Origin of the sequence: Gilvibacter sp. (genome assembly GCF_965601605.1) — a bacterium.
Classification (GTDB): Bacteria; Bacteroidota; Bacteroidia; order Flavobacteriales; family Flavobacteriaceae; genus Gilvibacter.
The window spans coordinates 150,913-170,413 of sequence record NZ_CBFCWJ010000032.1; the positions used below are offsets into that span (position 1 = coordinate 150,913).

General features: G+C 44.4%; 20 protein-coding genes. 4 read left to right on the forward strand and 16 right to left on the reverse strand.

What is annotated here, in order from left to right:
* Positions 1-2: 2 nt before the first annotated feature.
* From ACSLP7_RS09065 to ACSLP7_RS09090, 6 genes are read right to left on the reverse strand one after another with little or no spacing between them, the layout of a single operon-like run.
* On the reverse strand, positions 3-320 hold the full coding sequence (locus ACSLP7_RS09065) for an Hpt domain-containing protein (protein WP_435579043.1): 318 nt from the start codon (positions 318-320) through the stop codon (positions 3-5).
* A gap of 14 nt (positions 321-334) precedes the next feature.
* Complete coding sequence (locus ACSLP7_RS09070) at positions 335-1,483, reverse strand: sensor histidine kinase (protein WP_435578995.1); 1,149 nt, start codon at positions 1,481-1,483, stop codon at positions 335-337.
* Positions 1,484-1,485: 2 nt separating this feature from the next.
* Complete coding sequence (locus ACSLP7_RS09075; protein WP_435578996.1) at positions 1,486-2,544, reverse strand: FIST signal transduction protein; 1,059 nt, start codon at positions 2,542-2,544, stop codon at positions 1,486-1,488.
* Between the two features lie 38 nt (positions 2,545-2,582).
* Positions 2,583-4,307, reverse strand: coding sequence for a PAS domain-containing sensor histidine kinase (locus tag ACSLP7_RS09080; protein ID WP_435578997.1), 1,725 nt, complete (start codon positions 4,305-4,307; stop codon positions 2,583-2,585).
* Positions 4,300-4,842, reverse strand: a complete 543-nt coding sequence (locus ACSLP7_RS09085; protein WP_435578998.1) for a heme NO-binding domain-containing protein — start codon at positions 4,840-4,842, stop codon at positions 4,300-4,302. The genes ACSLP7_RS09080 and ACSLP7_RS09085 overlap by 8 nt, the downstream gene beginning before the upstream one ends.
* Positions 4,843-4,853: 11 nt before the next feature.
* Positions 4,854-5,273 (reverse strand): response regulator, encoded by a 420-nt coding sequence (locus ACSLP7_RS09090; protein ID WP_435578999.1) that lies wholly within the window; start codon positions 5,271-5,273, stop codon positions 4,854-4,856.
* Between the two features lie 173 nt (positions 5,274-5,446).
* Between ACSLP7_RS09090 and ACSLP7_RS09095 the strand changes: the two genes are divergently transcribed.
* Genes ACSLP7_RS09095 through ACSLP7_RS09105 form a run of 3 tightly spaced genes read left to right on the forward strand, consistent with a single transcriptional unit; the run spans position 5,447 to position 9,344 of the window.
* On the forward strand, positions 5,447-8,455 hold the full coding sequence (locus tag ACSLP7_RS09095) for an aminotransferase class III-fold pyridoxal phosphate-dependent enzyme (RefSeq protein WP_435579000.1): 3,009 nt from the start codon (positions 5,447-5,449) through the stop codon (positions 8,453-8,455).
* Positions 8,445-8,885 (forward strand): YybH family protein, encoded by a 441-nt coding sequence (locus tag ACSLP7_RS09100; protein WP_435579001.1) that lies wholly within the window; start codon positions 8,445-8,447, stop codon positions 8,883-8,885. Before ACSLP7_RS09095 ends, ACSLP7_RS09100 begins: the two co-directional genes overlap by 11 nt.
* Positions 8,886-9,344 (forward strand): GNAT family N-acetyltransferase, encoded by a 459-nt coding sequence (locus tag ACSLP7_RS09105; RefSeq protein WP_435579002.1) that lies wholly within the window; start codon positions 8,886-8,888, stop codon positions 9,342-9,344. It begins immediately after the preceding gene.
* On the opposite strand, the gene ACSLP7_RS09110 is transcribed toward ACSLP7_RS09105, so the two are convergent.
* Genes ACSLP7_RS09110 through ACSLP7_RS09135 form a run of 6 tightly spaced genes read right to left on the reverse strand, consistent with a single transcriptional unit; the run spans position 9,341 to position 16,066 of the window.
* Entirely contained in the window at positions 9,341-10,588 is a 1,248-nt protein-coding gene (locus tag ACSLP7_RS09110; protein WP_435579003.1) for an NAD(P)/FAD-dependent oxidoreductase, read from the reverse strand. The genes ACSLP7_RS09105 and ACSLP7_RS09110 overlap by 4 nt on opposite strands.
* The gene (locus tag ACSLP7_RS09115) at positions 10,585-11,607 is read right to left on the reverse strand and encodes a 4-hydroxyproline epimerase (protein WP_435579004.1); all 1,023 of its coding nucleotides are present in this window, start codon (positions 11,605-11,607) and stop codon (positions 10,585-10,587) included. Before ACSLP7_RS09115 ends, ACSLP7_RS09110 begins: the two co-directional genes overlap by 4 nt.
* Positions 11,585-13,321: a DUF885 domain-containing protein gene (locus ACSLP7_RS09120; protein WP_435579006.1), complete on the reverse strand. Its 1,737-nt coding sequence runs from the start codon at positions 13,319-13,321 to the stop codon at positions 11,585-11,587. Before ACSLP7_RS09120 ends, ACSLP7_RS09115 begins: the two co-directional genes overlap by 23 nt.
* A complete protein-coding gene (locus tag ACSLP7_RS09125) occupies positions 13,311-14,894 on the reverse strand; it encodes an aldehyde dehydrogenase (NADP(+)) (protein ID WP_435579008.1) in 1,584 nt (527 codons plus the stop codon). The genes ACSLP7_RS09120 and ACSLP7_RS09125 overlap by 11 nt, the downstream gene beginning before the upstream one ends.
* Positions 14,894-15,157: a DUF1272 domain-containing protein gene (locus ACSLP7_RS09130; RefSeq protein WP_435579009.1), complete on the reverse strand. Its 264-nt coding sequence runs from the start codon at positions 15,155-15,157 to the stop codon at positions 14,894-14,896. Before ACSLP7_RS09130 ends, ACSLP7_RS09125 begins: the two co-directional genes overlap by 1 nt.
* Before the next feature lie 3 nt (positions 15,158-15,160).
* Positions 15,161-16,066 carry a dihydrodipicolinate synthase family protein gene (locus ACSLP7_RS09135; protein WP_435579010.1) on the reverse strand — a complete coding sequence of 302 codons (906 nt, stop codon included), beginning with the start codon at positions 16,064-16,066 and terminating at the stop codon, positions 15,161-15,163.
* A 124-nt stretch (positions 16,067-16,190) separates the two neighbouring features.
* On the opposite strand from ACSLP7_RS09135, the gene ACSLP7_RS09140 reads away from it, so the two are divergent.
* Positions 16,191-17,072: a helix-turn-helix domain-containing protein gene (locus ACSLP7_RS09140; RefSeq protein ID WP_435579011.1), complete on the forward strand. Its 882-nt coding sequence runs from the start codon at positions 16,191-16,193 to the stop codon at positions 17,070-17,072.
* Here the strand turns inward: ACSLP7_RS09140 and ACSLP7_RS09145 are convergent.
* Genes ACSLP7_RS09145 through ACSLP7_RS09160 form a run of 4 tightly spaced genes read right to left on the reverse strand, consistent with a single transcriptional unit; the run spans position 17,035 to position 19,481 of the window.
* A complete protein-coding gene (locus ACSLP7_RS09145; RefSeq protein WP_291186497.1) occupies positions 17,035-17,394 on the reverse strand; it encodes an MmcQ/YjbR family DNA-binding protein in 360 nt (119 codons plus the stop codon). The genes ACSLP7_RS09140 and ACSLP7_RS09145 overlap by 38 nt on opposite strands.
* Before the next feature lies 1 nt (position 17,395).
* A complete protein-coding gene (locus tag ACSLP7_RS09150; RefSeq protein WP_435579012.1) occupies positions 17,396-18,349 on the reverse strand; it encodes a transglutaminase domain-containing protein in 954 nt (317 codons plus the stop codon).
* Positions 18,350-18,366: 17 nt separating this feature from the next.
* The gene (locus ACSLP7_RS09155; RefSeq protein ID WP_435579013.1) at positions 18,367-18,729 is read right to left on the reverse strand and encodes a DUF4260 domain-containing protein; all 363 of its coding nucleotides are present in this window, start codon (positions 18,727-18,729) and stop codon (positions 18,367-18,369) included.
* Positions 18,726-19,481, reverse strand: coding sequence for a cyclase family protein (locus tag ACSLP7_RS09160; RefSeq protein ID WP_435579014.1), 756 nt, complete (start codon positions 19,479-19,481; stop codon positions 18,726-18,728). Before ACSLP7_RS09160 ends, ACSLP7_RS09155 begins: the two co-directional genes overlap by 4 nt.
* Positions 19,482-19,501 lie beyond the last annotated feature (20 nt).

The window sequence follows — 19,501 nt, forward strand, 5'->3', positions numbered from 1 at the left end:
ATCTAGTTGTTTTTTAAGAACTGATCGATCTGATCCAGTACTGCAGCGAAGGCATCGGAGTGTTGGTAGTCCTCTTCTTTCAAGGCTTCTTCATGCTCTACCGCCAATGCGCGCCCCTGAACCAAGCCTAAAATACTAATTTTATGTTTAAGCTTATGCACCATTGCAGCAGCTTTTGCAGAATCCTTGGCCGCAATCAGGGCTTGATACTCTTCAAACTCCCCTGGGAATTCTTTCGCAATGATGCCGACAAATTGGGCAACAACTTCGGGTTGACCGTCAGCAATTTCGTTGAGGTAATCTAAATTTGGGTGCTCCATAGTACTCAAAGGTACTATTTTGGATGGGTAAAATAAAACGTTGCGCCTTGTCCCGCTTCACTTTCCAAACGGAGTTGTCCGCCGTGGTCCTCTACAATTCGACTCACTATAGCCAAGCCAATTCCACTTTTGGTAGAATCCGCGTCCAATTTTTGGAAAACTTGGAAAACCTTTTGCTGATGAGCCTTGGCAATTCCAGGTCCGTTATCCTTCACGAAGAACTCATAGCTGTTACCCAGATCTTCAAATCCAATTTGAATACGATCCCCTTGAACCTTCATTGCTGATAAGGCATTATCTATCAAGTTTTGGAACAATTGACTCATCCGCAAGCGATCTGCCCTAACCTCCGGCAAAGCAGCAACCTCAATTTGTATAGATTCCGGGACCTGAATCAGAGTCAATACCTCATCAATAAGTTCATTGAGATTAACGCGTACCTCTTTTTCTTGAGAAGTCTCTCTCAAGTTGGAGTAACGAAGTATTCCTGCAATAAGCCCATCCATTTTCTCCAAACTGGAATATATATGTGGCATATGCACCACGGCCGACTCCGGTTGATCTCCATCTAAATCCTCCTGAATCCATTGGACCAAAGAGTAGATGTTCCGCAGAGGTGACTTTAGATCGTGAGAGACTACATGTGCATAATCATTGAGATCCTTATTGTTACGCTCCAAGCGTTTGAGCAAGCGCTTCTGCTCTTCAAAATCTGAAGAGGCCAACAAGGACATTCCAAATTTTCTGATTACCGGATCCAATTGACGTAGCTCTGCATCTGCCCAAGGTTCTTTTTTTGGACTGTGAACAAAGAGCACACTTTGATTCGCCATGGGGAATGCAACAACATAACCTCCAGAAACAGGAACCGGACAAACATTGCTGATCTGCTCGTCTACAGGAACGCAGAGGGGTTTGTCTTGATCCAAAAATTCGCGGATGTACTTTATTGTAACTTCTTCCTTAGGTTTATAGGGCGCCGGAATCGCATAACGCAAGCGCACGTTTTTGTTTTGAATTTGTACAATCCAACCTGCCTTAAGCATTTTACGGCTCAAGAACACCTTCATAAAATGATCACAATTGGCCCGATAATTCAATGACTTACCAATGGCCATTGACAGCTCATAAAGACTGAATATGGTTTGTACGGTACCCGACATGACTATTCAAAAAGTCCCACCACAGTGGTTTTGTTGAAGAACTCGAGAAATCCTTCTCCAAATGAAGATATCTCGCCTAATGTCAAAGCACCACGCATAGTGGGTTGCACTCCATTATCTTGAAGGGCTTTGGTCACCGCCTTTACTTCCTGCTCAAAGTTATCGTCTAAGAACAATACTCGAGAAATACAGTCAATAACCATGGCCGCTGCAGGCTGCTTAGCCTGATCTGCTGCAATCTTGGCTGCTTGTTCTGCCGCGGCGATAAGCTCTTGATTTTTTCCTTTCAACACATCGAGGAAGGTGTTTTCAGGAACCTCTCCCACACAGATCAAATGCCCGTCATCATTGACCGCAATAGGATCACGAACTACACATTCAGAGCCTTCACGGACCATCCCAAACGGATAACCCTTGGCAATATCAAAGAAAGGTTGGCTGTCAAAGGAAGCGCCATAATCGGCTTCAACCACCTCTCTGTAGACTTCAAAGGCTGGTCTCCAATTGATCTCCTCCACCACATTTGCAGAGGTCTTGGTAGCCACAAAAGGACCGCCCAATTTCTCCCAACCGTGCTTCACGCCTAAGTGCGTGGATTGATTCAACAAACAGTAGATAGCAGCGTCTTGCAAAAAGCCTTCTCGACTGAATAAACAAGGGGCCTGTTGTAAACTTAAGCTTCCCGCTCCTCCACCAAAATAGCGGATCTCACTTCCATAACTTCGATAGAGCTCAGACAAGAATCCGGAGATGCCTGAAGCCAAACCGTCAACCAAAGTGAAAACACAATAATCACTGCCTAAAGCAACTGGATGTTTCTCCAAATCGTAACTACCCGCAGCCAAGCCACGCGCAATGTGAATCTTTTGTAAACCCTGAAGTTGTGTTACCACAACGCCTTGATCAATTAAGGCATCATCAAAGATCAATTTTGGAAACAGCCCGCCAATATACTGACAAGAGGTTTCATTAAGTGCAGTCATGAGTTCATCAATGTCTACACCTGTGTTTTCAGCAACCATAACAACAAATAAAGCGTCGGGGGTTGCTTTTTGCTGCATTGCTGCTGCAATTTCTTTTGGATTAGGATTGGTAAAAATCATTTTTTCTTGCTGAGGGTAAAATAAAAGGTCGCACCTTGGTCAATAGTACTGTCTAGCCAAATTTCTCCGTGGTGTACTTCCACGACTTTTTTAACTAGTGCTAAACCAAGGCCACTTGATTCTCCATCTGGATTGAGAGATTGGAAAATCTTAAAGATCTTATCGTGATATTCTGGAGCGATACCCATGCCGTTATCGGCAACAGTAAACTCAAAGAATGTGTCTTTATCTACACAGTCGATCTTGACAAACCCACTGGGCTTATCATTGTATTTGACAGCATTTACAATTAGGTTTTGAAAAAGCTGTTGCAGCATCACACGATTTCCAGAGACTACAGGCAAGTTGTCCGCTATCTGCAATTCAATGTGTTCTGGCACAAAAATGAGGTTTTCAATTTCTCGAATGAGTTCTTTGGTGTCCACAGGAAGGAATTCTTCTGCCACACGGTCCACAGATGCATATTCAAGTACATTAGAGATCAACTCCTCCATTTTTGAAATGGTACCTTCTAAAAGCGTAAAGTGTTCTTTAGATTCTTCCGGAAGTTGTTCGTAATTATCTTCTTTGATCCATTCTGCCAAGGCGCTAATGCTGCGCAAGGGTGATTTAAGATCATGCGATACCATATGGGCATACTCGCTGAGTTCTCTGTTGGACAACTCCAACTGATCTAAAAGTTTTACGTTACGAGCTTCACTTTCCCGTCGCGCACTTACGTCCATGGCCGAGCGCAACTGCAAGGCCACTAAATTGGAAACAGAAGTGAGGGTCTTAAGCTGATCTTTGGTAAAAAAGTCTGCTTGAGCATGTTCTGCATCAATAACGCCAAGCACCTGATCATCTACACTTATGGCCACTGCCAACTCAGACAATCTTGAGGCATCATCTCTTATATAGCGTTTGTCGGCTTTAGTATTTCCAATAAGCTCTGCTTGCCCAGTTTCGGCTACTGACCCAACAATACCGGTACCTACGGGAATGATCAAAGGATTGACAATATTGCCTTCTTTATCGAGCTTAGCACCTACTGCCGATATCTGCTGCAAATATTTTTGTTCGGGCATTTTGAGATAGACCACACAATCATCCGTCTTCAAAAAGGCAGAAACCTTTTCAGCCAATATGGTCCCAATCTCTCTAAAATTGGTCTTCCCAAGGATCTCTTGGGCTACCTCAGAAATAAAGGCCAAAGCATTGGATTCATTGAGTTGTTCGGTGATATCACGAACAATTCCTTGAGCGGCTATGGGTTTCTTTTTGTTGTCTAATACTACTGAGGCATTGATCTGTACCCAACGCACGCCTTGGTTTCTGGTTAAAACACGGGCTTGGTAATTGGTGAAGTAACCTTTCTCATTTAAGGATTGAAAGGACTGCATGGCATAAGGGACATCTTCTGGATAGATTAAGGTGGTGACGTTAACCGATTCCTTCTCCAGATCAATACCAAAAAGCCGATTGGCCGCCTCGTTCATGCGCAGGATATTACCCGCCAGATCCATGACCACATAGGCGTCAACTATATTCTCGAAAATACCCTGTAATTGGGAACTCTTTTCTCCCAACAACATTTCCAATTGCTCATTGGCTTCATGTAATTGTTGGGTGCGCTGATAGAGCTCAGCGGCTTTGTCTTCTAGGATTTTTTCTGCCTGCTTGCGCGCGGCTTTCTCCCGTTCTATTTTTCTGAGCAGGAGCTTATGCTCATTACTATCCATCCGTTGAAATTACGAATTTAACCTCAGATCCGTCTTCTTTAAGCATATCCATGGTAATCGTAGCTTCCTGGTTGAAATATTTGAAAGTTTGCTCCATTAGTCCTAAACCAAAATTGTACATCGCACGGGAAGAGGTATAAACCATTACCAATTTGGTGTCTGTTTTCTCTTGCACATCGAACGTAGGCAACTGAGCATCTGGATAGATTTTGCGGACCTCTACGTGAATGTGATTTTCAATGGAGGCCAACATCTCTAAAGGGTCTTTATACATTGTTAAGAAGGAAGGGTATTCACGTTCTATGACCTTGTAGAAATGTTCTGCAAAAACACGTTGCAAGGTACCGATATCAATGCCGGTCTTTGCACTTAAGTGCGTTAGCAGTTGTAGCATTTCTCCAAATTCATAAGTTCCTACCGCTGTGTAAACACCGCCAGAAGGCAAATCGGATTCATCGATGATCTGGTCTACCATTTCTAGACCAAACTTTTCCTCGACTAGTTCCAATAATTCTGTAAATACAATTCCTTTCATATGATTAGTTATTAAGCCATTACGGGTTTAACCAATTCGTTGTGTTCCCAATAGGCCAAAACGGCGCCCAATCGGTCCACATAATCTTGATACTGTAAAGGCTTAAGCACATATCCGGCCACGCCAATCTCGTAACAAGCGAAAAGGTCTTTTTCGTTGCTCGAAGTGGTCAAAACCACTGTCGGCAAAAACTTCAAACGATCGTCTTTTTTTAATATCGCTAAAAATTCGAGACCATTCAAACGCGGCATGTTCAGATCTAAGAAAATTAGATCAGGAAGTCGATTAGCATCTTTGAGATATTCTAAAGCATCCTCTCCGTTATTCACAGGAATTACTTTATGAGTTGTTCCGAGCTTTTTAAAGGCCCGTTGCAACTTCATGATCTCGATCTGATCGTCTTCTAATAAAAGGATTTCAAGTGTTTTCATAGGGGGTTCTTTACTTATACAAAATTGCCGATTTTAAGGGTTTTATCGGATTAAGTTTCGACGAATCCCCCATTTAGTGTCGACGAATGGTAAAAATGGAGCGTTTAGTGGAAAAAAATATCCGTTAAAAAACTGCAGTTTGCGTACCTTTATTTCTGCAAAAACTGTCGCCCATGACTCCAGCTGCATTTACAGAATTGCACAGAATAATAAAGAACGAATATCACTTGGAAGGCAGTCTAGAACTGCTCTATGGCGAATTTACTCTAAATTATAAATTTACGACTAGCTCGGGTGAAAAATTCCTCGTAAAACTAGGCCCAACAAACCAAGAACAAGACAGCGCCAGCTTTGAACAACCCTTACTTGAATTCTTATCAAACCAAGGGCTAAAGGTTCCTAAGGTAATCGCAACACAAACAGGGGAATTGCATACTTATGGGAGCTTTGATAACCACAGACGCTCCTTACGGATCATTTCCTGGATTGATGGAAAGCTGTGGTCTGGGATCAATCCGCATGCAGAAAAATTGCGGCAAGAACTTGGCCAGCTCACCGGTCAATTACTCAATGCACTTAGCTTGTACAAGGAAAAAGGGGAAAGCTTGAATCCGACTTGGGAATTGAATTCTTCTCACTGGACCGTAGCACATTTAGATTTATTTGATTCGGCAGAACAAAAACTGCTTCAGTTCTTTATCGATCGATTCAAATTAGAATCTACTGCCTATAATACTTTAAGAAAGCAGTGGATTCACAACGATCTTAACGACAATAATATCCTTGTTGCTAATGACGGAAGTCAAATTAACGGGATCATTGATTTTGGCGATGCCAGCTACGGTCAAAGCATCAATGAGGTCGCAGTCTGCGGAGCTTATTTGATCAGCGGATTCCCAGATCCGTTGGACGCGTTGACCCCATTTCTGAAAGGGATTCAAGAATTCTTTCCGCTACAAGAAGCAGAACTTGCCCATCTTTACACCCTTATTGGCATGCGTTTGGTTTTGAGCGCAGTTCACGGAAAGCGCAATGCAATTGCACAACCAGAAAACACCTATTTACAGGTCAGTCAAAAAGCGGTATGGGAAAGTTTAAAACTTTGGAGTCAAGTACATCCGCGCTTTGCACATTACAGTTTCAGAAAAGCCTGCGGTTATTCAGCGCATCCAAAAACCACTGCCTTTAAGCAATGGGCAAACGCCAACAAGGCAGAATTTGATACTGTATTCTCAACCACAACTTTTAAAAAGGCATTGCATTTGGATTTAAGCGTGTCCAGCCTTTGGATCGGGACCCAGTCTGAGTTCAATGACTTGGAGCTGTTTGAATTCAAAATTGATCAGCTGCAAAAAAAGCATCCTGAACAGATCATTGCCGGCGGTTATCAAGAACCTCGCCCGCTATACACAGACCCTGCCTACGACACTGTCGGTAACTACGGTGCTCAAAGCAGAACAGTGCATTTGGGAGTCGATTTTTGGTTGCCTGCGAAAACGCCGGTCCATACCCTCCATAAGGGAGAAGTAGTCATTGCAGTGAATGATCAAGGCAATAAAGAATACGGCGGTTTGGTGGTCTTAAAGCATCAAGAAGCTGGTTTAGAGTTTTATACCCTCTACGGACATTTGATACCAGAAACAGCCTTGGCTCATCAATTGGGCGACATCATTGAAGCTGGCGGATTGGTTGGTCAACTAGGAGCAGCTCATGAAAACGGGAGCTGGTCACCACACCTGCATTATCAATTTATGCTGGATCTGTTAGATTATACAGAGGATTTTCCCGGAGTTTGCTACGCACATCAGCGCGAGATCTGGCAAGATCTATGTCCTGATCCGAATTTGTTTTTCCAAGATCCAGAACTAGAACCTCAGACTGAATTAAGTCCGAATCAAATCCAACAAAAACGCAAAAAGAGCTTGGGACACGGCATGAGTCTTTCCTATCAAGAGCCCTTGCACATTGTTAGAGGGCAAGGTGTCTATCTGGTGGATTCTTGGGGACGCAAGTACATTGACACAGTGAACAATGTAGCTCATGTTGGGCATGAGCATCCTCATGTGGTTAAAGCTGCGCAACAGCAGATTGCCGCGCTAAACACCAACACCCGCTATTTGCATAAGAACGTGGTGGAATTTGCCGAAGCCTTCTTAAAGACCTTTCCAGACAAATTAAGCGTGGTGCATTTTGTGAATTCGGGCAGTGAGGCAAACGAGCTTGCCTTGCGTATGGTTGAAGCTGTCACAGGTTCTAGGCATATGTTGGTGTCTGAAAGTGGATACCACGGCAACACCCGTACTTGTGTGGACCTGAGCCATTATAAATTTGACCGTAAAGGTGGATATGAGCCTCCTGAGACCACTCACGTCTTTGACCGACCCGACACCTTTAGAGGAAAACATAGAGGTCTAAATGCAGCGGCAGATTACGTCAAGGATTTGCAAAAGCAAATACAAAGTCTGCAAGAGCGAGACATCAAAATAGGCGGGCTCTTGTTGGAATCCGTTTTGAGTTGTGGGGGACAAATTCCATTGCCTGAGGGCTATTTGCCTGAGGTTTATAAGCTAGTTAGAGCCGCTGGTGGTATTTGTATTGCTGATGAAGTTCAGGTAGGCATGGGCAGAATGGGTGATAGCTTTTGGGGCTTTGAACAGTACGGAGTTGTCCCAGACATTGTTACCATCGGCAAACCCATTGGCAATGGACATCCGTTGGCTGCAGTGGTTTGTACTGCGGAGGTGGCCGAAGCTTTTAATAACGGCATGGAGTTCTTCAATACCTTTGGCGGCAACCCGGTCTCTGCAGCTGTCGGCAAAGCTGTGTTGGAGGTTATTCATAAAGAAAAGCTCATGAACAATGCGCTCGATACCGGTCAATTTTTAGTAAACGGCCTGAAAGCGTTACAAACACAATTCCCAATCATTGCAGACGTACGTGGGAAAGGTTTCTTTTTAGGTTTTGAGCTTTGTGATGCCCATCGAAATCCACTAACCGAACAAGCCAAATACCTGGCTAACCGTATGAAATACTTCGGTTTTTTAATGTCTGTAGATGGCCCAGATGATAATGTGATCAAGATCAAACCGCCCATGGTATTTAGTCGTCACAATGCAGAACAACTTTTACACTATCTTACTAAAGTATTAACCGAAGATAAAATGCAACACTATGAAGCTTAAGCACCTCATCACAGTAGTTTGTTTGCTCTTTTTGAGTCAACAGCAGTTTGCTCAATCGCAGCAAGAACAAGATAAAACGGCTATTTTAAAAGTAATGGCAGATCAATCCAAAGCGTGGTCCAACCATGACCTGGAAGGTTTTATGGAAGGCTATTGGAAAAGCGATTCCCTTAAATTCTACGGCAGTGGCGGCTTGGTGAAAGGGTGGCAAGCTACCTTAGAGCGCTATCAAAAAAGTTATCCAACAGCTGAGCATACCGGCGTATTGAAGTTTACTATTGATGATGTGAGCCCTGCGGGAACTGATTCTTACACCGTTATGGGCAGGTTCTATCTTTCGCGCGATGTTGGTGATGCCAATGGGGTATTTTTGGTGGTTTTTAGAAAGATCAATGGGCAATGGAAGATCGTTGCCGATATGTCCTGTTAAATGACTCCTACGATTCGCAAGGCCACTTATGATGATCTAAAGGTGTTGCAAGAGTTCAAAATGGGACTCATTGCTGCAGAGTTACCTATGGATCCGACCATCCGTCCGGATACAACAAGTTATTACGCCTTCAAACCCTTAATTGATGGCCCTAACTCCACACTTCTAGTGGCAACTATAGATGAGGAGATCGTTGCCTCCGGCTATGCAAAGATTCTGGAAGATCGGAGGTATTTAAAGCATACTCACTACGGCTATTTGGGCTTTATGTTCGTTCCTGAAAAGCACCGCGGTAATGGCTACAACGGCGTAGTGACCGAAGCCTTAATTGCTTGGTGCAAAGAGCAAGGTATCACTGAGATCCGTCTGGATGTTTATGATGTAAATGAGGCTGCAATCAAAGCCTACGAAAAGTCAGGCTTTAAACCGCATTTGATCAATATGCGTTACGATCCTTAAAACTTCCTGTCGGGATTGAATGGACTTAAGTCCATAGAAGTGGGTTTGTCTGAGAGCAATTCTGCGATCAATTTCCCTGTTGCGGGACCCATACTCCATCCCATCATGGCGTGACCCGTTGCAATGGCGAGGTTACCAAACTTAGCTGTACGACCAATATAGGCCATTCCATCTGGTGAAACTGGACGCAACCCGCAAGCAGCTCCTTTTTTCTCAGCATCAGTGATATGTACTTCTGGATAGTATTTTGTCGCTGCCGCAGCGATGGCGTTGACCCGTTCAGGTCTTATTTTATGGTTGATCCCAGCAATTTCCATAGTACCCGCAAAACGCGTAAAACCGTGCATAGGCGTAACGGCTACTTTGGATTCGCAGAGAATGGCTGGCATATTGATTCCGAGATCTTGGGTAGAATTTATGCGGTAGCCTTTACCCGCTTCCAAAAGCATTGGGACTCCTAAACTACGCGCTAATTGCGCACTCCAACTTCCAGAGGCTAAAACCACTTCATCGGGTTGATATTCACCTTGGTCAGTGATGACCTTTTGAATCTTTTGGCCATTGGTTTCCAAACGCTCCACAGCTTCTTCCGTTTGAATCTTTACGCCCATCTGTGGCAGGCGCTGCTTGAGTTCTGCCATTAGTTGATTGGGTGTAGTATGTCCGTCGCATCCAAAATGAACTCCGCCAATGGTATCAATTTTTACGTCGGGTTCCATGGCAATAATCTCTTCTCGGGTCACTGGCGCGACCTCCAATCCTTCTTGTGCGGCCAGATCGGCCACGGCCAATTCCGCATCTAACATCTTTTGCGTTTGACAAAGCATGATCAAGCCTTTGCGTTCCAATTGAAACTGAAAGTCTTCCTTTGCTTTTAGTTCTGGGAACAATTCTCTACTCAACAGATTGATGTCGCGGATCGCACGAACAGATCGATCCACATTAGCCTGTGAACACGAACGATTAAAAGCCAGCGTCCACTTAATAAAATTAGCATCTAAACGCGGTTTGATATACAAAGGACTTGCGGAATTGAACATCCACTTCAACCCCTTTTTCATGACTCCCGGAGCAGCCAAAGGAATGATATGACTCGGGGTCAAATAACCAGCGTTGACATAAGAGGCTCCATGATCCATAGCTGATTTATCGATCACGCGGACCTCGTGGCCTTCTTGTTTTAAATAGTAGGCACAGCAAAGGCCTACAATTCCTCCTCCAATTACCAGAACTTCTTTACTCATATTACTTGAAATCCATGTGCATAGGGATCATCCTCTGGGTCAATGCTGATGGTATTCTGACCGTATACCTTTGCCCAGCCTTGAATTTGAGGCAATATAGCCTCAAAATCACCAACTGTGGTAGTCCCAATTATTTTACAATTAAAGGTAGAGCCAATAAAGCTCTCGTGTATAAATTCTTCTTGCTCTTTCAATTTGCCTTGAGCGTGCAATTGTGCCAAGCGTGCAGAGGATCCCGTTCCACAGGGAGATCGGTCTATGGCCTTATCGCCATAAAAAACCGCATTGCGTCCGTGTGAAGTCTCGTTAAGGGTTGCTCCTGTCCATTGCATATGCGAAATCCCATTGATATTTGGATCCTCAGGATGCACAAACTTATCCGGATACTTTTCATTGAGGCGTTTGCGAACTACCTGTGAATAGGCAATGATCTGCCCAGCGGTAAAATGTTGTAGGCCGCTAAAGTTCTCTTGCGGATCTACAATGGCGTAGAAGTTCCCTCCATAGGCTACGTCTACCTTGAGAGTTCCTAAATCAGGACAATCAATGGTAAGTCCTTCCCCAGCGAGAAAACTCGGTACGTTTTGAATTTGAACCCATTTGACCTTGTCGCCTTCTTGGTGATAATTAACCTTGACCAAACCTGCTGGCGTTTCTAGCCGCAATTGTCCTGGGTTCTTAGGTTGAATAAGACCTGCTTCAATGGCAATGGTGACCGTACCTATAGTTCCGTGGCCACACATGGGCAAACAACCCGAGGTCTCAATAAAAAGCACGCCGCAATCGTTCTGAGCATCTGCAGGCGGGTATAAAAAACTACCACTCATCATGTCATGCCCGCGCGGCTCGAACATCAATCCTGTTCTGATCCAATCAAATTCCTCTAAAAAGTGCAAACGCTTTTCAGCCATGGTTGCTCCCTTTAAATCAGGATGACCTGTTGTGACCACCCGAACCGGATTCCCGCAGGTATGCCCGTCAATGCACTTAAAAACGTTATTGTTCTTTGTTGCGCTCAATGTAGCTGTTGATTCGTTGTTCTAGAATATCCAAGGTCACTGTTCCTTGTCCTAAGATCACCTCATGAAAATCGCGGATGTCAAAATCTGCTCCCAATTCCTCCTCCGCCTTCTTTCTGAGTTCTCTGATCTTCAATTCTCCAATTTTATAAGACAAAGCCTGTCCTGGCCAAGAGATGTATCTATCGGTTTCTGTGTTGACTTCGTGGATGGAAAGCGCGGTATTGCTCGCCATATAATCCACAACTTCATCGCGCGTCCAACCTAGAGCATGGATCCCTGTGTCTACTACTAAACGACAAGCGCGCCACATTTCATAGGTGAGTTGACCGAATTCCTCATAGGGAGTAGTATACATGCCCATCTCTGCCGCTAAATATTCCGAATACAATCCCCAACCCTCGCCGTATGCGGAGAGGTAAAGGTTCTTTCTAAACTGCGGAATACTATCTCCCAATTCATTGTTTAGAGCCCCTTGTAAATGATGTCCAGGAACAGCTTCATGCACCGTAAGGGCGGGTAAGGTGTATAGGGTTCGGCTGGGTAAATCATAGGTGTTAACCCAGTAATAACCAGGATCTGTACTGTTTTTAGAAGTCCCTACATAACGACCTCCTGTGTATTTTGGAGCGATGGCATCCGGTACGGGAGCGACTCCGTAAGGCTTTCTTGGTAAGGTTTTGAAAAACCTTGGCAATTGCTCATCGGCGCGTTTGGCCATATCGCGAGCAATCATTAAAAGCTCCTCCGGAGTCTTGGCATAAAACTGCGGATCAGTCCTTAGGAAACGTAAAAAATCAGCAAAAGAACCTTTGAAGTTTAACTCCTCAATGATCTCTTGCATACGCGCCTTGATCCGAGCTACTTCCGCTAGGCCAATCTCGTGAATGTCTTGTGCCGTATACTGCTCAGAAGTAGTGTAAAAGTTTATCCGATCTTGATATTGCTCTGCACCTCCAGGCACACTGGAAACACCAATATCTTGGCGGGCGTTTGGGTAATATTCCTCTTCAAAGAACTGCTTGATTCTCATAAACTGCGGAATCACGTTTTTGGAAACGGCTTCCTGTGCAGCCACTAAAACAGAATCCTTTTGAGCCTCTGTTAAACTGGAAGGCAGTTGTTTAAATGGAGAATAGAAAAAACTGTCTTTAAAATCCAAAACAATGTGATCATCATAGGTGGATTCATAGCCTTCAAAAATCACTGCGGCCTGCACTTGCCCAGTTGCGATGCCTTCTCTCAGATTGGCGAAATGCTGGTCAACATAGTCTGGAATGGCATTGAGCACATGCAAATAGTTGATTACAGCGGCGTAACTGTTTAATGGTCTTACCCGATAATTCAAATTCAAATGAAAGCCAGAATCCGAAAGTAAGGGATTCAAATAGCGCTTAAAATCGTTAAAGGCCACATCGTCTTTCAAAACAAAGGTCAGCAGCTCTTTGGAGATCTTTTCGGAATCGCAAAGTCCAGTGGTATCTAGCTTTGCAAGTTGAGTGAGCAAAGAATCGGCAAAGTCAGCCTCCTTTTGATACCGCTCTGGAGTATACAGTCCGAGGCGATATTTCTTTTTATCGTAGCTGTCAAAACCTTCGTGGGCGGCAATGAGCGCCTCCAGTTGCTCCGAATTACTCAAAGAGGTATCGGAACAGCTCGCCATAAAGGCAAATGCAATTGCACTTAGCGCAACTAAACTCTTTCTAAAGTCCATCTGTAGTCCATTTATTATTTACCAGACGATGTATCCCCAAAGGATTTGCGTTTTGTAGTTCTTGTGGCAATTGAGCATCAGGCCAATCTTGAAAACTAAAGGGTCGAACCCATCGTTTAATACTGTGTATTCCAACAGCAGAAAAACGAGAATCCGTAGAAGCCGGATAAGGCCCGCCATGCAACATAGACGGACACACCTCCACTCCAGTAGGCACCCCGTTAAAGATCAATCGGCCCACTCGGTTTTGCATGGCATTTACTAAATCCTGTTGCCCGTTTAAGTCTTTTTGCGTGGCGAGAATGGTTCCGGTCAACTGTCCTTCAAGATTTTTGATAATTGCCAAAAGTTCTTCTTTACTAGCACAACTCACCAACAGAGAATACGGACCAAACACTTCGTGGTGAAGTTTGTCGTTCGCTAAAAATTCAGCACCGCTCACTCGTAGCACCATTGGGCTGGCATAGTTTGCAGTGTCCACAGCTGCTTCTGCAACTACCGTTGTAGTTCCCGCCTGGGCATCGGCCTGTTGTTTGCCGTGATCAAAAGCTTGTTTGATCTTTGGATGCAGCATGCATTGCGGTGCAATATCTTCAAAGGCCTGTTGCAGGTGATGTTCAAAAGCCTCAAACTCTTCAGAAACAATCCCTAAGATCAATCCGGGATTGGTACAAAACTGTCCCGTACCCAAATTAATAGAACCCGCATATTTCTGAGCCCAGCCCAAAGCATCTTCTGACAAGGCAGAAGGTAAGGCTACCACAGGATTGATACTTCCCATTTCCGCAAAGACAGGAATGGGTTCTTCTCTCGCTGCGGCGAGATCGTACAAAGCACGTCCGCCTTTTATACTTCCAGTAAACCCAACAGCTTTAATTCCAGGATGAGATACCAATTGAGTACCTACTTCTATACCGCTGCTGTTTAGGTTGGAAAAAATCCCAGGGTGCATCCCAACTTGGTTTACGGCAGTACTGATGGCTTGAGCCACTAACTCCCCGGTTCCAGCATGCATAGGGTGAGACTTTACAATTACCGGACAACCGGCTGCAAAAGCCGCTGCGGTATCTCCTCCTGCTGTAGAATAAGCCAATGGAAAATTACTCGCCCCAAAGACCGCCACCGGACCTAAGGGAATGTTCATTTTGCGCAGATCGGGTTTGGGCGCCGGAGTTCGATCGGGATCTCCAGTATCGATATTGGCTTCCACCCAAGATCCATCGGCCACTAAATCAGCAAAGGTTCTGAGCTGAAAAACCGTACGCCCGCGTTCACCTTGAGCACGACCTGCCGGCAAGCCAGATTCCGCGCAATACGTGTCGATAAGTGTATCGCCCAGATTCATGATTTGATCAGCAATGGCGTTGAGCAGCGCTGCTCTTTGCGCTCCAGTGCTGGAACGGAAAGATTCAAAAGCCTCCGTAGCCTTATTAACCGCTTCATCAACCTCTGCCTGAGTAGCTTCTGTAAAGACCCAAGGGTTGTCTGCATTTTTTTGCGGATCAAATGTTTTGAAGGTATTCCCAGTACTTGAGCTAGGCTCACTGGCGATATAACTTTTTCCTGTTATCATCAGCTAAAATATTTTTGATAATGTGCTTCTAAGTCGACGGGTTTATGAATCACCTGTTCACTCACCGGATATTTACTTAACATATGTTGTGGCCGAATAGGTCTTTGAACCAAACCGCCACCACAATTGGGACAAACCTCTCTTAAAGGTCCTTTGACACAATCCAAACAAAATGTACACTCAAAAGTGCAGATCATAGCATCAGTAGCATCTACTGGAAGCTTTTTATTGCAGTTTTCGCAAGTCGGTCGGATCGCTAGCATCTCTTAATAATTAGGGAGTGTAGGTCTATTGGCTAAACCTTCTTTAATGACATTAAGTACGTGTTCACGCTCTGCTCCTGCCAAAGGCAATCGAGGGGCACGCACCCATTCTGAACCTAGATCCACCGCTACCTCAGCCAACTTAATGTTCTGAACTAATTTAGGGTTAATATCCAACTCCAGCAACGGTAAGAACCAACGATAGATGGCTAAGGCCTCATCAATCCTTCCTTGTTTTTGCAACTCATAGATCGCTACTGTTTCCTTTGGAAAAGCGCAAACCAAACCAGCGATCCAACCATCAGCTCCCATAAGCAAACTCTCTAAAGCCAAGGTATCTACACCAGTCATGATCTTTAATCGATCTCCGAAAGCATTCTTAATACGTGTAACATTGGAGATGTCTCGCGTGGACTCTTTAACCGCTTGTATGTTATCACATTCCAACAAGGACTCAAACATCGGCAAGGTGACCTCTATAGCGTAATCTACTGGGTTGTTATACACCATAATAGGTAAGTCCGTGCTATTTGCCACCGCCTTGAAGTAAGCCACCGTCTCCAAAGGCCCTGCCTTATAGCGCATGGGCGGTAACATCATCAGGGCATTAGCGCCATCTTCCTGAGCTTGCTGTGCAGCAAGAACTGCTCCTTTGGTTGTTTGCTCTGCGATATTGATCAGTACCGGGACTTTACCATTGACAAGTTCTGAAGTATAACGAGTTAGCGTTCTCTTCTCTTCTACTGATAAAGTACTCGCCTCTCCGAGAGTGCCCCCAAGTACTATTCCGTGGACACCTGCAGCTACTTGAGCTTCAATGTTTTTTGCAAATAGCGGAAGATCTAATTCATCACTTTTGGTGAATTTGGTAGTTACTGCGGGCATCACACCCTGCCATGCTACTTTCATATTAAATCGGTTTTAATAGACTCAAAAATACAACCCAAATTGTGCATTCTCTCAGCATAATTTTTCCATTATTCCTACTATTTTGTCTAGTTTTGACAATATATATATAATTATAAGACAATAAGTGAGAGGTTCTAAGGTTCTTCCATTCACAATTCCAAAGTCTGAAAAGGCTTCGATAACGGTACAAAGAGACCGTCAATCAGCCTTTTACGGTCATTTACACCAGCATCCGGAGACTCAATTGAGTCTGATCCTTTCCGGAAGCGGCACACTGTTTTGCGGCAATACCCTAGTACCGTTTCAACCATATAGCCTCATCTGTGTACGAGGAGATAAACCGCATTTGTTTCGCAGTGAACCCAATGACGGTCAAGCTGTTGAGCGAATATCCATCTTCTTTTTGGAGTCCTGGTGGTCTGCGCTTTGCGAATTGACTCCGGAGATCGCTCAACTGCAAATGCCTTTTAAAGATGATTGGGCAGGTTGGTTTTTGAATGATGTTGATCTGAGCGTTTATAATCTCATGGACGGTTTGGAACACCTCAGCTCCGCAGCTAAATTCGAACAGTTTGTGACGCTGATTGCTAAATTGAGTAGACAAAAAGTACAGGTCATTCGCGAAAGTTCTACAAGACCCAACTACCGCGGAGAAGATTCTGACCGCATGAGCCAGATCATTGAATACACCATGAATCACTACAAAGAGCCTATCTATTTGGCAGATATTGCCGATAAGATCGCGCTGACACCTTCTTCCTTTTGCAAATACTTTAAAAAGCGTACCGGGAAGTCTTATGTGCAATTTCTAAATGAAATTCGTTGTGAAGCAGCTAGAAATCTGCTAACTCAAGAGCTAGAGCTCAGCATGCCTGAAGTCGCCCTAAAAAGCGGTTACAATTCCATGGCCAACTTTAACAGGCAGTTTAAAAAATACCAAGGCATGTCTCCCTCAAGCTACCGCAAGATCAAAGTGATTCCCACTCTTGACGGAGCTTCTTACTAAACTTAGCTACAACGAGCTCGTAGGAGTGATCAATCAACTCACGGATCAACTCTGGCGGCAGACCAGCATCTATCAACACCGTGTTCCAATGCAATTTGCTCATGTGGTAACCGGGTAAGATAAGCCCATCGTATTGTGCACGCAGTTCAACGCTTCTGTCCGGATCGCATTTTAAATTGGCCTGTGCGGGCAAGCGTTCCAAACCTGAAAGCGCAAACATCTTCCCCATCACTTTAAATACCAAGGTCGATTCATCAAACGGGAAGGACTCGGTCACCCCTTTTTTGGTCAAACAGTATTCTCTAAAAGCCTCTATATGCATCTCAATCTATCTTATACACCACACCCGGGCGCTCGTTAAAATGTACAATGAGAAATTGAGCTCCTAAAGGGATATCCAACTCAAACTCGTAGCATTGATCTGCTGCATTCCAATTTGCAGCTAAGGGCCTCATGGAAGCACCGTCCACACTAATCCCCAAAGCAGTCTCTTGAGGTATGGGCAAGCGGAATTGCCATTTGCCGGAACTCGCCCCACTGTTTAGAATTCCTGTGGAAGGTAAAAGTGAGTCGTACTGTACTAAGGAATCGTCTACAATTATGGGCATGGTTTCAAAAGTGGTTCTGTCTAATGGTTGGGCAAGTAATTGATCTTCTGCCAAGAGCGGGAAATGGGTATAGATGAATTGCTGCGGATTCGATTGAAAAAATCGATAGGTAGGATCCTTTTCAAAACGATCGGTATAGCGACCGGCTCCCCAAGTAGCGTCGAACAAATAGGCCGTACCGTCAATCAAGGCTATATTCCACATATGATTGACATCGAACTCACGTCCGATATCTGTCAATGAAGCTTTAGAATCTCCACGCACCAAATAAGAGGTGACTCCGGTGAGTTCACAGAGGCGTTCAAATAAAAAAGCGTAGCCTTCACAAACTGCAACTCTGGTTTCAATAACACGATTGATCAATTGTTGTCTAAACTTTTCCTGTTTTTTATTGCGCTCTGTTACCGTTGTGAAACTGTAGTCCAGCGCTTTATATTCGTTGGGATCATAGGCGATATTGTTGATGATCCAGCCGTAGATCGCTCTGAGTTTTTCTGCTTCTGAATTAAAATCTCTATTGATAAAGCCCGCTATTTGCTCGACAGATTCGGCCTGTCTAGGATAGAGCTGTATCACCGCGTCTACGCGCTCAAAATCAGCTTGAGAATGAGCAGGAGTCGTGCTTAGAAAAAGCATGAGTATCATCGCAGAGGATAGGAGATTTTTCAAAGAATGCATCGCAGGAATTAAGCGTTATCTTGTTTACCTACAGGCCCCAGGTGCGTGTTTTGAAAACTGTCTGGATACTTTAATCCATAACCCAAAATACGGTCCATAGCAGAATGACCAAACAGGATACAACCCACAAGCAGAAGCTCTTGGCTCTCTAAAATCACCCCAAGCAAATAAACTGCTAGCGCTACGCCTTTATGATGAAATAGGTTGTAAGTCAGCGCACCGATCTTTGGATTCACCAAATAGCCAAGCATGCCGACATCTGGCGTTAAAAGTAAGGCAGGAAACCACCACCAAGCGAAATCCAAAAGGGAAAACAAATAGATCGCCAGCCCAAACTGAGCCAATTCTTCCAATTTTAAACTCAGTTTCATGATATGGATTTTATGCGATATAAAACAGGTCTGCTGGGAACAGCATCGGCTTCAATATTGGCCAATTGCATCTCCAAAACGTAGTGATCATCTTTTATGGATTCATCGGCATAAATGAATTCCGTGATCGTGGCATGTTCTCTGGGAATGCCATCCATGTCCCAAAAGGCACGATGCGCCTCTAATTTACCGCCATCTTCTTCTCGATCCACAGAAGGCGTATCAATCAACAAATGTTGAATTCCTTTGCGGCAGAGATAGGCCGCTGCAGCCTTGGTCAAATAAGGCCAATTGGTGTGCGAGTACTGCCGCGTTCTTTTAGTGGAGTCGTTTGGTAAAGTTCGAATCACTAAGGCTTCCACGTCGGGATCCTTTAAATGATCTTGAATTAAATGCAGATCAATAATCTGATCTCCGCCTTTTGTTTCTGGCTTGACACTGATCAAACTGGCTCTGTAAAAATACCGGTGAAACGCTCTATTAACGTTTGCAGGTTCTGCCGTGATATGCCCTAAAGTTTCTGTATGTGTTCCTTGCGCATGCGGAATGATCTGCATGCTGGTGAAATTCACCGCAGCGCCTTCTTGAACAGCGCCCACCCAATCGTCTAAAACCACAGGCTTAAATTCTGGATGACCCACATACCAGGCATTGGGATTCTCCGGCCCGGATTGCATGGGAATCGAAATATCAAGGGGCTGATCCAGATCGATCTCGATCTGCTTATCAGCAATGCGAAGTACTGCGATCATAGCGTCAAGGTACGCAATCT